General features: G+C 66.2%; 12 protein-coding genes. 5 read left to right on the top strand and 7 right to left on the bottom strand.

What is annotated here, in order from left to right:
• The first annotated feature begins 64 nt into the window (after nucleotides 1–64).
• Nucleotides 65–1612, top strand: coding sequence for a hypothetical protein (locus QP997_RS05915; RefSeq protein ID WP_284846541.1), 1548 nt, complete (start codon nucleotides 65–67; stop codon nucleotides 1610–1612).
• Here the strand turns inward: QP997_RS05915 and QP997_RS05910 are convergent.
• A complete protein-coding gene (locus QP997_RS05910; RefSeq protein WP_284846540.1) occupies nucleotides 1609–2133 on the bottom strand; it encodes a hypothetical protein in 525 nt (174 codons plus the stop codon). The genes QP997_RS05915 and QP997_RS05910 overlap by 4 nt on opposite strands.
• A complete protein-coding gene (locus QP997_RS05905; RefSeq protein ID WP_284846539.1) occupies nucleotides 2124–2822 on the bottom strand; it encodes an Rv0361 family membrane protein in 699 nt (232 codons plus the stop codon). The genes QP997_RS05910 and QP997_RS05905 overlap by 10 nt, the downstream gene beginning before the upstream one ends.
• 62 nt (nucleotides 2823–2884) lie before the next feature.
• On the opposite strand from QP997_RS05905, the gene QP997_RS05900 reads away from it, so the two are divergent.
• The 3 genes from QP997_RS05900 to QP997_RS05890 all read left to right on the top strand — a co-directional run bounded on the left by QP997_RS05900 (nucleotide 2885) and on the right by QP997_RS05890 (nucleotide 5368).
• Entirely contained in the window at nucleotides 2885–3658 is a 774-nt protein-coding gene (locus tag QP997_RS05900; protein WP_284846538.1) for a BRCT domain-containing protein, read from the top strand.
• A gap of 218 nt (nucleotides 3659–3876) precedes the next feature.
• Nucleotides 3877–4329 carry a hypothetical protein gene (locus QP997_RS05895; protein ID WP_284757771.1) on the top strand — a complete coding sequence of 151 codons (453 nt, stop codon included), beginning with the start codon at nucleotides 3877–3879 and terminating at the stop codon, nucleotides 4327–4329.
• Nucleotides 4330–4375: 46 nt separating this feature from the next.
• Nucleotides 4376–5368, top strand: coding sequence for a GTP pyrophosphokinase (locus tag QP997_RS05890; protein WP_284780082.1), 993 nt, complete (start codon nucleotides 4376–4378; stop codon nucleotides 5366–5368).
• A 97-nt stretch (nucleotides 5369–5465) separates the two neighbouring features.
• Here the strand turns inward: QP997_RS05890 and QP997_RS05885 are convergent, their stop codons facing one another.
• From QP997_RS05885 to dnaE, 4 genes are all read right to left on the bottom strand, one after another.
• Nucleotides 5466–5834: an RNA-binding S4 domain-containing protein gene (locus tag QP997_RS05885; protein ID WP_284846537.1), complete on the bottom strand. Its 369-nt coding sequence runs from the start codon at nucleotides 5832–5834 to the stop codon at nucleotides 5466–5468.
• Between the two features lie 3 nt (nucleotides 5835–5837).
• Nucleotides 5838–6071: a hypothetical protein gene (locus tag QP997_RS05880; RefSeq protein ID WP_148812040.1), complete on the bottom strand. Its 234-nt coding sequence runs from the start codon at nucleotides 6069–6071 to the stop codon at nucleotides 5838–5840.
• Between the two features lie 77 nt (nucleotides 6072–6148).
• Nucleotides 6149–6835: an IMPACT family protein gene (locus tag QP997_RS05875; RefSeq protein WP_148812042.1), complete on the bottom strand. Its 687-nt coding sequence runs from the start codon at nucleotides 6833–6835 to the stop codon at nucleotides 6149–6151.
• Nucleotides 6836–6905: 70 nt separating this feature from the next.
• Complete coding sequence (gene dnaE, locus QP997_RS05870; protein ID WP_284846536.1) at nucleotides 6906–10472, bottom strand: DNA polymerase III subunit alpha; 3567 nt, start codon at nucleotides 10470–10472, stop codon at nucleotides 6906–6908.
• Nucleotides 10473–10585: 113 nt separating this feature from the next.
• Between dnaE and QP997_RS05865 the strand changes: the two genes are divergently transcribed.
• Nucleotides 10586–11725, top strand: coding sequence for an amino acid deaminase/aldolase (locus QP997_RS05865; RefSeq protein WP_502870436.1), 1140 nt, complete (start codon nucleotides 10586–10588; stop codon nucleotides 11723–11725).
• Here QP997_RS05865 and rarD read toward each other — a convergent pair.
• A complete protein-coding gene (gene rarD / locus QP997_RS05860; RefSeq protein ID WP_284757779.1) occupies nucleotides 11722–12624 on the bottom strand; it encodes an EamA family transporter RarD in 903 nt (300 codons plus the stop codon). The two genes, QP997_RS05865 and rarD, sit on opposite strands and share 4 nt — an antisense overlap.
• Between the last annotated feature and the right edge of the window lie 2 nt (nucleotides 12625–12626).

The following is a 12626-nucleotide window of genomic DNA, read 5'->3' as shown; positions in this document are numbered from 1 at the left end:
AATGGTGGGTTGCTAGGGTGATCCTTATTCTAATCAAGCCAGGTTTTCCGGAGGTTCATGGGGCATGCCACTGACTTTGAACGCATTGTTGGCCGATAGCGCCCACGATGTCGCTCAGGGGCGCACGGCCTGGCGGCAGATGAGCGAATTCGCCCGCTTCCACTGGCTCGCCACCGCCGAGGACGTCAGCCCCGAGCTCGTCGGCGAGTTCTACTTCCTGCGGGCCGGGGCCGCAGATGTGATGGGGATGACCGACGAGGCCATCGCCGCGCTCGGCGAGCTCAACACCTGGGCGGACAGTCGCGGGGACGATGCGCTCACGCTCGTCGGCAAGGCTCACCTGGCCTTCCACGCGCTCAACCAGGATGAGCCCTCTGTGTACCCGCTCGGCGAACCCGAGGACCGGCTGCGCGCTCTGCTCGAGGACTTCCATGCCTGGCGCCCCACCCCGGATTCCCCCACTGTCGGCGAGGAACCGACCATTCGCGGTGAGAGCATCGACCGCCCCGATGCGGTAAAGCTCGCCACCGCCGCCACGACCGCATACTCGGTGGCCGTGAATGTCAGCGAGCAGCTGGCAGAGGTCTTCGCTGGGCTGGTGCGCCGCTTCGGCACCACCTACCCCACCGAGGCAGACCGATTGCTCTGGTACGCCCAGCGGCACTGGTTCTCCGGCCGCAAACAGCAGGCCTATGCCCTGGCCAGCGAGGTGCTGAGCAGCTCAGACACCACCTCGGTCTCCCGCTTCGACGCCCACGACATGCTGGGGCACTTCGCCCTGCTGGAAGGCGACGAGGCAGGCGTGGCTGAGCACTGGGCACGCTGCGTGGAGCTGGCTCGCATCATGGATGCCCCGGTCATCGCGATGCGTCACGCGGAGCTCACCGCCCGCGTGTACTTCTCCCAGGACCGCGCGGGAGAGGCCTGGCAGCTCTCACACGACATGGTCACCTGGGTCGACGGCGTCCCCGTCGGCCCCATCCTGCTGGATTTGCAGGAGGTCATCGCCCAGTCCGCCTTCGAAAACAACCTCTTCGAGGAGGCCTGGGACACCGCGAGGTCGGTGATCCACTGGTCGGAGATGACCCCCAATGACCAGCGCACCGCCTCCTGCTACGCGATCGCCACCTTCGCGGGCCTGCGCCTGGGGCTAGCCGAAGAGGTCTTCGACCTGCAGCACCGCCGGGCGGAGTTGTTGAAGGCATCCGGCCGGCTGCTGGATGCCGCCGAGGTCTTCCAGACCCTGGCCTACCTCGACGAGGACGCCGCGACCGCGTATCTCCGCCGCTCCTGGGAGCTCATCGAGGCCAGCCAGGAGGAGGGCAAGGAGTGGCACGTCGCCGAGTGGCTGCTCACGATGGCCCAGTTCGCCGAGGGCGGGGCGGCCGTGGACTTCGCGCGCCGGGCGACTAGCGCCTTCGAGCGGTTGGGGCACCCGGTCAAGGAAGCCTTCGCGCTACTGGCGGAGGCTCGCGCCCAGCTGGCGATGGGGGAAACTGACCTGGCGCGGCAGGCCTACGCCCAGGCGAACGTGGCCATGCCCGCGGAATTCGCGCGCCCCGCAGAGCTCGACGCGGTATTCACGCAGGTCAAAGAGGAGCTCGGCGGCTAGTTCTCTGCCGAAGCCGCACTATCGCTGAAGGTCTCACTGTCGCTCATCACGGACGCGCACCAGTAGAAGACCAGGGCGATGGTCATCGGCAGCAGCAGCGCGGTCAGCGAAATATCGGCGCTGGCCAAGTGGAGAACGTCCCCCGGGGCGGGGTGCCCCTCGGGCAGGGTATTCATCCAGCTGGTGACTCGCGCACCGATCGCGTAGGCCCACCAGGTGCCGGAGAACACCACGAGCGTGGTCCAGATCATCATGGCCGGTCCGCGCGGTGTGGTGAGGAAAGACCACCCGGCGACGGCGAAGGCCAGCAGGCCGGTGACGATGACGAAGCACGCAAAGCCCACGAAGCTGGCATCCTCGGTACCGGGCACGGGGTCGAGCGCACCGTTGGCGGTCACCTCGACGTCGACGGTCGGGTGCCACAGCCCCCACAGCACACCGACAACGCCGTAGGCCAGCATCGCGAAGAGGAATACCGCCGAGACCGGCTGCGCCTTGCGTGCGATGCTAGCTAGCCGCAAAACTTCCAGCGCCCGTCTTCCTTGACCAGGTCAATCGGCGCTGGCTGGGACTGCCCCTGTGCGCTGGCGGTGGTCTCGACGCGCGCGGTGTTGCCGTTGACCTGCACGCTGTTGATGTTATCGATGCGCGGGATCAGGTTCAGGCCGGTCCCGGCGAGGTTGTTCGCTGCCTCGTCGAAGGCGCCGTCGCCAACCTCGTTGCGGACGCGCTGGCAGGCGTTGTCACGGCGGTAGTTCATGTAGGCGTGCGGGTTGTTGACGTGGGCGTTCATGCCCATGACGAGGTCGCGGATCTCCTTCTCGTCGTTCCCCGCGTTGCCCTGCGCCGGGGCACCACCCGGCGCCTTGGGCTGCTCCTTCGCCTGCTCCTGCTGGGCCTGCTTGGCGGCCTCTGCCTTCTTGGCCTCTTCCTTCTTGGCCTCAGCCCGCTTCTTCTCGGCTTCTGCCTTCTTTTTTTCCTCCGCCTTCTTCTTTTCGGCGGCCTTCTTCTCCTCAGCCTTCTTTTCTTCGGCCTTCTTCTTGTCCTTGTCCTCGGACTTCTTCGCGTCGGCCTGCGAGGCGGTGGTCGAGGTGGACTTCTCATCCTTCGACGCTTCCTCTTCCTTCGAGCAAGCGGACAGGGCGAGCCCTGCTGCCAGGCACACCGCGAGGGCGCGCCGTCCAGAGCTGGAAACTGCTGAGATCTTCATAGCTTTAGAAGCCTAGTCGCTCGCGTGTCCTGTGCCTAGCTCCATCGGGTAGCGTCGAAGCCATGACGGACTCCTCGATCACCATCACCAGCGACGGCATTCAGGTCCACCGTTCGCTGCTCGCCCGCTCCCTCTCCCCCGATCTGGCCATCGCACCGGAGCAACTGCTGGGTTGGCGCGTCTCGGCGCCGACGGCCAGCTCGCCGGGGTGGTTGCACTTCCTGCTTGCTGGGGCCAGCACCAACGGCTTCATCCGCAGCTTCGATGAGGCACGCCTGAACCCGGCCACCGTGCACTTCTTCCCCGGCGAGGCGGAGATGCTGACCGAGATCGACGAGCAACTTTCCCGCCTACAGGCCGGTTTCGACCTCGACGTCGCGACCATCGATGCCGCAGAGTGGTCGGCCTCCTTCGAGTCGGACGCCCCAGCGGCGGGCAGCTCCGCAGCACCAGCGGCCGCGCCGACGTCGTCGTCGACAAAGAAGACACCGAAGAAGAGCGGCAACCGGCGCGCCCCCTGGGACCGGGTGGCCACACCAGACAAGGTGCCGGAGCAAAACACTGAAGCGGACGTGGACGGCCCCGTGTTCGGCGAGACGGTCGTCATCACCGGGGACGTGGATCCCTACTCCAAGGGCGAGGTCTGGGACATGCTGGCCGATGCTGGTGCGATCGTCGCGAAGAACGTGACGAAGAAGACCACACTGCTGATTCTCGGCGAATGGGCGACGGTGACCAGCAAGGAAAAGCGCGCCCGGGAGCTGCAGGAACAGGGCCAGGAGCTGGCGATCTGGACCTTCGAGGAACTGCTTCACAAGCTGGGAGTGCAGGGCTAGCTCCCCGGCGCGGTGTGCGACTCCCCCAAGAATTTTTGGGGTTTTCGCCGTTTCCGGGAACCAAATGGGCTCCCGCGTTGTCTAACACTGTCATGACGAGCACAGTGACAACGCGTAGAACAACGCACAGAACCAGGACCACGATCACGGCTGCCGCGGAGGTGGCCACGCAGTGCACGGCCGGGCCGGCGGGCCCTGCGAGCAAAAGCCTGCCCGGGGTGGCTCGGCTGACCCGCCTGCCGGAGGCCTGCTATAGCCGCCCGGTGCGGGTGCCGGTGGGGTCCGGCTTCACCGCGGAGCTCCCGGAGTTCTCGGAGAAGGATTATCACACGCTCCTGCAGCTGTGGGGTGAGACTGCAGACAGCATCAGCGAGGTGGTGGGCGAATCCGGCGAGGCCTACCGTGTCCACCGCCTCGACTCCCGGGATTATGGCTGGGTGGAGCTCACCGGTTCCGCGGGCGCCCCGCCGCCGACCGCGATGCTGACCCACCCGAAGCTGGCTCAGGGGCTCGCGGAACGGATGGAAAGGGTCTTGGACGGGGTGGCGGCGTTCTACGTCGCCGGCGAGCGCGTGCAGGTCTGCCCGCTGCCATTGGCTATCGATCGCCAAGACTGGCACGGCCCCTTCGACCTGCGCACCGGTTTCTGCGTGGCCTTCGACTTCCTCTAGAAACCGCTCTCCGCGGCCTCGCGAACCGTGGCTTAGACTCTGGGTCATGGGAAACTCCACCTCACCAACCGCCAGCACCATCGCCCAGGCGCTGAAGGACTACGACACCTGGCTCGATGAGCACCCCGCCGCCGAGCGCGAAACGAAAGAGCTCGTTGCCGCCGCGCTCGACGACGCGGGCATCAGCTTCGACCAGGTCTCGGTGAGGCTGAAGGACCGCTCCAGCTTCGTCGCGAAGCTGAAGAACCCCAACTACCCGGAATATCAGGACTTCGCGAGCGCCCACGACATCGTCGGCATCCGGGTGACCACCTTCCACTCCGGTGAGATCGAGCAGCTGCTCGCGGCGGTGAGCACCATCTTCGCCATCGACACCGTGGTCGATAAGGCCGCCGAAACCGCCAAGAGCGGGCGCTTCGGTTACGCCTCCCACCACGTGATCGGCTACTCAGAGCAACTCGGCCGGCGAGTGGAGGTGCAGCTGCGCACCGTGCTGCAGCACGCGTGGGCCGAGTTCGAGCACGATATGCGCTACAAGAACCCGGAGATGTCCGGCAACCCGGAGGTGGACCGGGCCTTCACGCTGGCCGCAGGTCTCATCGAACTCGCCGACGAGCAGTTCGACAAGATCGCCCGCATCGTCGACGCCCGCACGCAGGAACAGGACGCCACCGAGCTCGACACCCGCTCGCTGCCGGGCCTGCTCACCCGCCTGCTGGGCAACTCCTACCCCACCTCGCGGGCGGATTATTACGGCTGGGCGATCGCGATGCTGGCTGCCCACGGCATCACCACCGTCGCGGAGCTCAAGGAGCTGCTGGACCCGGAGCGCATCGCCGCGCTCAACGAGGCGATGGCCTATCCCTTCGAGCCCGGGCAGGTGCGCCTCATCGACGACCTGTTGCTGTTTACCTACGGCCGGGATCATATTCGGCGCACCGTGCACATCGGGGAGAATATCGAGACCCGCCCGGGGCGCCTCGGCAACCGTTGGCAGCAGCTGGGCCAAAAGGTCTACTCCCCCGGCACACGCGACTGAACGCACTGGTTCCCAGTTGTTGCCGCTGGGCGTCTACGCCCAGCGGTGATCGCCGCTAGCTTTAGCGCCGCGGCGCACCAACGCGGTGCTACCGCATTCAGCGGCGCCGCTGGTTGCGCATGAACTTATCCAGCTGGCGGCGCTCCTTCTTCGTGGGCCGGCCGGCCCCGGGGTCACGCCGTGGCATGGAGGCGATGATCTCCTTGGGCGGCGGTGGCGGAGAGTGGTCGATATAGGCTTTCTGCGCCACGGGCGCCCCCACCCGCTTGCGCAGCAGCTCCGTGACCTCAACGATGCGTTCGCGGTGATTGATCCACACCCGCACCTGGTCCCCCACCGCCACGTGCTGGGCGGGTTTGACCGATTCGCCGTTGATTTTCACATGCCCGGCGCGGCATGCGGCCGCGGCCTGCGCGCGGGTCTTGGTGAGGCGGACGGCCCAAACCCAGGCGTCGACGCGGACCATGGTTTACCAGTTGTCCTTCTGGTTGATGATCTTGTTGATCTGCCAGCCGTTGTATCCGGCCACGATTAGGGAGATCACCAGGACGGTGATGATGAAGCCCATGCCAGCGCCGGTGAGGGCGCCCAGGACGATGAGTCCGCCGCCGACGCCAGCGGTGATCTGGATAGCCTTGGAGTGCTTGCGCACGGCGGCCTTGCGCTGGGCAATCGGGTTGTCTCCGTAGGGGCTGAGGGTCATGGTGCTTCTTCCTCTATCACGTTCTTGGTGTTGTGGCCCGGGTGTTCACCGGGTCGCCAGGGTGCCTGGGAAAAGTTTTAGCTTCCGGTGGGTAAATCTACCCAACGTTGGCCCGCGCGGGTGGGTTCCACGCGGCCTTGGGTCCAGCTGGCCAGATGGGTGGCTAGCGCATCGTCCCCGGCGATGAGGAAGCCGACCTGGGCGGCGTAGTCGGTCTCCAGGATCTGGTAGCCGGCATTGCGGATGTCGGATTCCACGCGCCCGGCCTCGTCGTGGTTGAGCTCCACGCGGTAGAGCTCCAGCTGGGTGCGTGTGACCCAGGTGACCTTATCGAGCGCGGCCTTGGTGGCGTCGTGGTAGGCGCGGACCAGGCCGCCGGTACCCAGCAGGACGCCGCCGAAGTAGCGGACGACCACTGCGGTGACGTCGAGGGCCCCGCTGCCGCGCAGCACCTCGAGCATGGGTTGGCCGGCGGTGCCGGCGGGCTCGCCGTCGTCACTGGAGCGCTCGATGGGTTGGGCTCCGTCCTGGTGGACGAGGTAGGCGCTGCAGTGGTGGCGGGCATCCGGGTAGCGTTCCCGGACCTCGTCGATGAATACCCGTGCCTCGGCCTCGGTGGGGGTCTGCCGCACCAGGCCGATGAAGGTGGAGCGCTTGATCTCGAGCTCGGCCTGCCACTCGTTATCCGTCGGGCGGCGGTAGGGCGCAAGCCGGGTGAACTCTTCTGCGCCTTCCGACTCGGGGGTCTGCTTCTTCTTGCTCACTGGGTGTTGTTTTCCTGCTCGTGGTGTGCTCGTGGTTGGGCAGCCGTGAGGGCCGGGACCACCTGGGCGTTTAGGCGAAGATACCCTCCCAGGTGCTGGCCTTCAGGTCCCCCATCAGCGCCGGGGATTTGGTCACCCGCATCTCTGGGCCGAGGAGGAACTGCACCTCCTGCTCACCGTCGATGAGGGTGAGGTAGACGTCCGAGTCGCCCTTGTTGTTGCTCAGCACCTGCTTGAGTCGCTGCATGTTCTCCGGGGTGGCCTGGTCGACGCGGATGTTCAGCCGCAGCGGAACGCCGGTGCCAGCACCGATGGAGAGCTCGGCGGACTTCAGGTCCTCGCAGAAGATGCTCATGCGGTCGTCGCGGTAGCGGATCTTCGCCTTCGCGAGGACGATGTTGTCCTCCACGATCTGCGGGGCGACCATCTGGTAGGTCTTCGCGAAGACGAGCAGTTCCACCTGTGCGCCGTGCTGGTCCTCCAGGGTGGCGATGACCCAGGGCGCACCGTTGCGGTCCACGCGCCGCTCGACGCTGGAGATGATGCCGCCGATCTTAACGTCCTTGTTATTCGGCAGCTCGCCGGAGAGCACGGTGGGCAGCGGGGTGTCGATCTGGGCGTCCAGGGCGTCCTCGAAGCCGTCCAAGGGGTGGCCGGACACGTACAGGCCCAGCATGTCGCGCTCCAGGGCGAGCTCGTGCTTGCGCTCCCACTCCTGGTCCGGGACCTCGACCTTGAAGACGTCCCCGGCCTCCTCGGCACCCAGGCCGGCGAAGAGGTCGAACTGTCCCTTGGCGGCGGCCTTCTTCGTCGCGACGACGGCGTCAACGGCATCCTCGTGGACAAGGACGAGGCCCTTGCGCGGGTGCCCGAGGGAGTCGAAGGCACCGGCCTTGATCAGGGATTCGGTGACGCGCTTGGAGGCGGCGACGGCGTCGATCTTGTCCAGGTAGTCGGAGAAGTCCTTGAAGTCGCCCTTCTCTTCGCGGCTGGCGATGATGGACTCGACGACGTCCTCGCCGACGTTGCGGACCGCGCCCAGGCCGAAGCGGATGTCCTCGCCGACGGACTGGAAGGTGAAGGCGGACTCGTTGACGTCCGGGGAGAGCACCTTGATGCCCAGGTGGCGGCAGTCGGCGAGGTAGATCGCGGACTTGTCCTTCTGGTTGGACACCGAGGTCAGCAGGGCGGCCATGTACTCGGCGGTGTAGTTGGCCTTGAGGTAGGCCGTCCAGAAGGAGACCAGGCCGTAGCCCGCGGCGTGGGACTTATTGAACGCGTAGTCCGCGAACGGCAGGATCGTGTTCCATAGCGTGTCGATGGCGTCCTTGGAGTAGCCATTGTCGATCATGCCGCCGGAGAAGGTCTCGTACTCCTGGTCCAGCACCTCACGCTTCTTCTTACCCATGGCCTTGCGGAAACCATCTGCCTGGCCAGCGGTGTAGTTCGCGACCTTCTGCGAGATCCTCATGATCTGCTCCTGGTACACGATGAGGCCGTAGGTCTCCTCCAGGATCTCCTGGAGTGGTTCCTCCAGCTCCGGGTGGATCGGGGTGATGGGCTTGCGCCCGTTCTTGCGGTCCGCGTACTCCCAGTGCGCCTTCACGCCCATCGGGCCCGGGCGGTAGAGCGCGAGTGCGGCGACGATGTCGTTGAAGCCGGTAGGCTGCATGCGCTTCAGCAGCTCCTGCATGCCGCCGGAGTCCAGCTGGAACACGCCCAGGGTGTCGCCGCGGGCGAGCAGCTCGTAGGTGGACTTGTCCTCGGTGGCCAGGCCCTCGAGGTCGAAGTCCTCGCCCCGGTTCTTCTTGATGTTGTCGATCGCATCACCGATGACGGTGAGGTTGCGCAGCCCCAGGAAGTCCATCTTCAGCAGGCCGATGGCCTCACAGGCCGGGTACGGCCAGCCGGTGATCAGCGCGCCGTCCTGCTTGCGCTTCCACATCGGGATGCAGTCCAGCAGTGGCACGCTGGACATAATCACGGCACACGCGTGCACACCCGCCTGGCGCACCACGCCCTCCAGGCCGAGGGCGTCCTCGTAGATCTTGTTGACTTGCGGGTCGGTGTTGATGAGCTGGCGGACTTCGGCGGCCTCCGCGTAGCGCGGGTGCTCCGGGTCCTTGATGCCCTTGAGCTCGATGTCCTTGGCCATGATTGCCGGCGGCAGGGCCTTGGTGATCCGGTCGGCCATCTGGAAGCCGGCCTGGCCGTACCAGGCTCGGGCGGAGTCCTTAATCGCTTGCTTGGTCTTCACCGTGCCGAAGGTGATGACCTGGGCGATCTTGTCCTCGCCCCAGCGGTCGGAGGCGTAGCGGATCATCTCGCCACGGCGGCGGTCGTCGAAGTCGATATCGATATCGGGTGCGGACGGGCGCTCCGGGTTGAGGAAGCGCTCGAAGAGCAGCCCGTGCTCGATGGGGTCGATGTTCGTGATCGTCAGCGCGTATGCCACCAGGGCGCCGGCGGCGGAGCCACGGCCGGGGCCGACGCGGATGCCCACGGAGCGGGCGTACTTGATCAGCTCGGCGACGATGAGGAAGTAGGAGGGGTATCCCTTCATGTCGATGACGCTGATCTCGTATTCAGCGCGGTCAATGTATTCCTGTGGCACCGGGCCGCCGTTGAATCGCTCCTCCAGGCCCCGCATGACCTCGTGGGTCAGCCAAGACGTCGGCGTGTGCCCCTCCGGCACCTCGGCGACCGGCATGCGGTCGTAGGGGTGCTCTTCCCAGATCTCGCCGTAGTCCTGGACGCGCTCGGCGATCCACAGGGTGTTATCGCAGCCATCCGGGACGACATGGTCCCACTGGTTGCGGATGTCTTCCGCGGTACGGATGTAGTAGGAGGAACCGCTGAAGGCGAAGCGCTTACCGCCCTCGTCGATGGTGGGTTCGTCCATGGTGGAGCCGGTCTGCACGCACAGCATGACCTCGTGGGCGGCGGCCTGGTTCTCCAGCACGTAGTGGCAGTCGTTGGTGACCAGCGGCGGCAGGTCCAGCTTGCGGCCGATCTCCAGCAGCTCGTCGCGGACGCGCTTCTCGATCTCCAGCCCGTGGTCCATGAGCTCGAGGAAGAAGTTGTCCTTGCCGTAGATGTCCTGCCACATCGCCGCGGCCTCGAGGGCCTCGTTGAACTGGCCAAGGCGGAGGCGGGTCTGCACGTCGCCGGAGGGACAGCCGGTGGTCGCGATGACGCCCTCGGCGTGCTCGGCAATGAGCTCGGCGTCCATGCGCGGCCACTTGCCCAGCTGGCCCTCGTAGGAGGCCATGGAGGAGAGGTAGAAGAGGTTGCGCAGGCCGGTGGCGTTCTCGGCGAGCATTGTCTGGTGCAGGTACGCGCCGGAAGCCGAGACGTCGTCCTTCTTCTGCTCCGGGTTACCCCATCGCACGCGGTTCATGTTGAAGCGGGAGTCAGGGGCCATGTAGGCCTCGATGCCGATGATCGGTTTGATCCCGGCCGCCGTCATGGTGCGGTAAAAGGCATCCGCGCCGAACATGTTGCCGTGGTCGGTCATGCCCACCGCGGGCATCCCCTGGCGGGAAACCTCCTCGGCGAGCATGTCTACCTTCGCCATGCCGTCGAGCATGGAGTATTCCGTGTGATTATGCAGGTGGACGAAAGACGAGCGGCTCATAACTGGATATCCTATCGTTTTCCGGACACCACGAAACTCGGGCGCTAAGCTTTTGCCCCGTGAAGTATTTAACCAGGTCTGCCGTTGCCCATCTGGACGCCCCGTTCGCTGTCATGGATCTCGACGCCGCGCTCGCCAACGCCCGCGATATGGTCCGCCGTGCGAATGGCACCCCGATCCGGCTTGCGAGCAAGTCGGTGCGCATCCGCGAGATGCTGCGCCGCGTGCTGGAGCTGCCCGGCTACGCCGGGGTGCTGGGTTTCCACCTCTCCGAGGCCATCTGGTTGGTCGAGACCGGGGTCAGCGACGACGTCCTGGTCGCCTACCCCACCACCCACCGCGAGGCGCTGCGCACACTCGCCGCGTCCCGCACGCTCCGGGAGTCCATCACCGTGATGGTGGATTCTCCGGCCCACCTGGACTTCATCGACGAGGCAGTGGCCGAGGAGGTTGGTTCCGGTGCCGAACGCGGGGAGATTCGGGTGTGCATCGACGTCGACGCCAGCCTGGCCATGGGGCCGGTGCACGTGGGGGCACTGCGTTCCCCGGCCCACTCCGTGGAGCAGGTCCGGCGGCTGGCGGAGGTCGTCATCGCCCGGCCGGGGTTCCGGCTGGTGGGTCTCATGGCTTACGAGGGGCAGATCGCCGGGACCACGGATAGTTCCCCGGCGATCTCGGTGATGAAGGGGATCTCCACCCGGGAGCTGGCCACCCGGCGCGGGAAGATTGTCCGAGCCGTGGAGCAGCTCCTGGCGAGCGCGGGGCAACCGCCGCTGGAGTTCGTCAACGGCGGGGGCACTGGGTCGATCGAGACCACTTCGGCGGAAACAGTGATCACGGAGATCGGTGCGGGCTCGGGAGTGCTGGCCCCCGGGTTATTCGACCGTTATAAGAGCTTCCAACCGGATCCGGCGCAGTGGTTTGTGGTGCCGGTGGTGCGCCGCCCCGCCGCCGATGTGGTGACGGTGGCGGGTGGTGGCCGGGTGGCCTCCGGGCCGCCGGGGTCGGACCGGCTGCCGACGGTGGACTACCCCGCTGGCCTGCGCATGGCCCCACTGGAGGGCCCTGGCGAGGTACAGACCCCGCTGCGGGGGCCTGCGGCTAAAAGCCTGCAGTTGGGAGATCACGTGTGGTTCCGCCACGCGAAGGCCGGCGAGCAGGCGGAGTGGTTCGACGAGGTGATCGTCGTGTCCGGTGGTCAGATCGTGGACCGGTGGCCGACCTACCGGGGCGAGGGGCAGGCCTTCGTCTAGTCTTCCTCAGCTGCTGGAGTGACCTTGCCGATCTTCTCCAGGGAGGCGTTGCGCCGGGTGGCGCGGGTCTGGATGACCATGTCGATGATGAAGATCACCACGGCCACCCAGATGATGGAGAAGCCCACCCAACGCATCGGCTCGATATGTTCCTTGGTGACGAACACGGCCCAGAGCATCTGCATGACCGGGGTGAGGTACTGGATCATGCCCAGCGAAGTCAGGGACATCTCCTGGGCGGCGCGGGCGAAGGCCAGCAGCGGCAGGGCGGTGACCACACCCGCGACCATCAGCAGAGCCGTGTGTCCGCCACCCTCGGTGGTGAAGGTCGATTCCGGCCCCAGCCACAGCAGGTAGATCACGGCAATGGGGGCAAGCACCATCGTCTCGGCAGCCAGGGATTGCAGTGGTTCCAACCGCATGCGCTTCTTCGCCAGACCGTAGAAGCCGAAGCTCAGGGCCAGGCCCAGGGAGATGATCGGCGGCTGGCCCAGCGCGATGGTGAGGATCACGACCGCCACGGCGGCGATGGCTACCGAGAGCTTCTGCATCGGGCGCAGGCTCTCGCGCAGCAGGAGCACGCCCAGCACGACGGAGACCAGCGGGTTAATGAAGTAGCCCAACGCGGCGTCCGCGACGTGGCCGCTGTTGACCGCGTAGATGTAGAGTCCCCAGTTCACGGAGATCAGCAGCGAAGCCACCGCGACCCGGATCCATTCGCGGGGCGTGATCTCGCGCAGCAGCTTGATGCGGCGCAGCGCCAGCAGGAGCAGCAGCACGAAGACCAGGGTCCAGATGAAGCGGTGCGCCAGGATCTCCACAGGCGCGGCCGGTTCCAGCAGCGGGAAGAATGCGGGGAAGAATCCCCACATGATGTACGCGGCAAAACCCCACAGCATGG

Origin of the sequence: Corynebacterium sp. MSK039, from assembly GCF_030232315.1 — a bacterium.
Classification (GTDB): Bacteria; Actinomycetota; Actinomycetes; order Mycobacteriales; family Mycobacteriaceae; genus Corynebacterium.
Note: the sequence above shows the minus strand (reverse complement) of the source record. Positions and strands in the feature narration are given on the sequence as shown.

Excerpts from the sequence above, each read along its gene's own strand:
- rarD (WP_284757779.1), bottom strand. The coding sequence starts at position 12,624 with ATGCTGTGGGGTTTTGCCGCGTACATCATGTGGGGATTCTTCCCCGCA.
- QP997_RS05880 (WP_148812040.1), bottom strand. The coding sequence starts at position 6,071 with ATGACCCTCAGCCCCTACGGAGACAACCCGATTGCCCAGCGCAAGGCC.
- QP997_RS05915 (WP_284846541.1), top strand. The coding sequence starts at position 65 with ATGCCACTGACTTTGAACGCATTGTTGGCCGATAGCGCCCACGATGTC.
- QP997_RS05890 (WP_284780082.1), top strand. The coding sequence starts at position 4,376 with ATGGGAAACTCCACCTCACCAACCGCCAGCACCATCGCCCAGGCGCTG.
- QP997_RS05865 (WP_502870436.1), top strand. The coding sequence starts at position 10,586 with ATGGATCTCGACGCCGCGCTCGCCAACGCCCGCGATATGGTCCGCCGT.
- dnaE (WP_284846536.1), bottom strand. The coding sequence starts at position 10,472 with ATGAGCCGCTCGTCTTTCGTCCACCTGCATAATCACACGGAATACTCC.
- QP997_RS05885 (WP_284846537.1), bottom strand. The coding sequence starts at position 5,834 with ATGGTCCGCGTCGACGCCTGGGTTTGGGCCGTCCGCCTCACCAAGACC.
- QP997_RS05905 (WP_284846539.1), bottom strand. The coding sequence starts at position 2,822 with ATGAAGATCTCAGCAGTTTCCAGCTCTGGACGGCGCGCCCTCGCGGTG.
- QP997_RS05900 (WP_284846538.1), top strand. The coding sequence starts at position 2,885 with ATGACGGACTCCTCGATCACCATCACCAGCGACGGCATTCAGGTCCAC.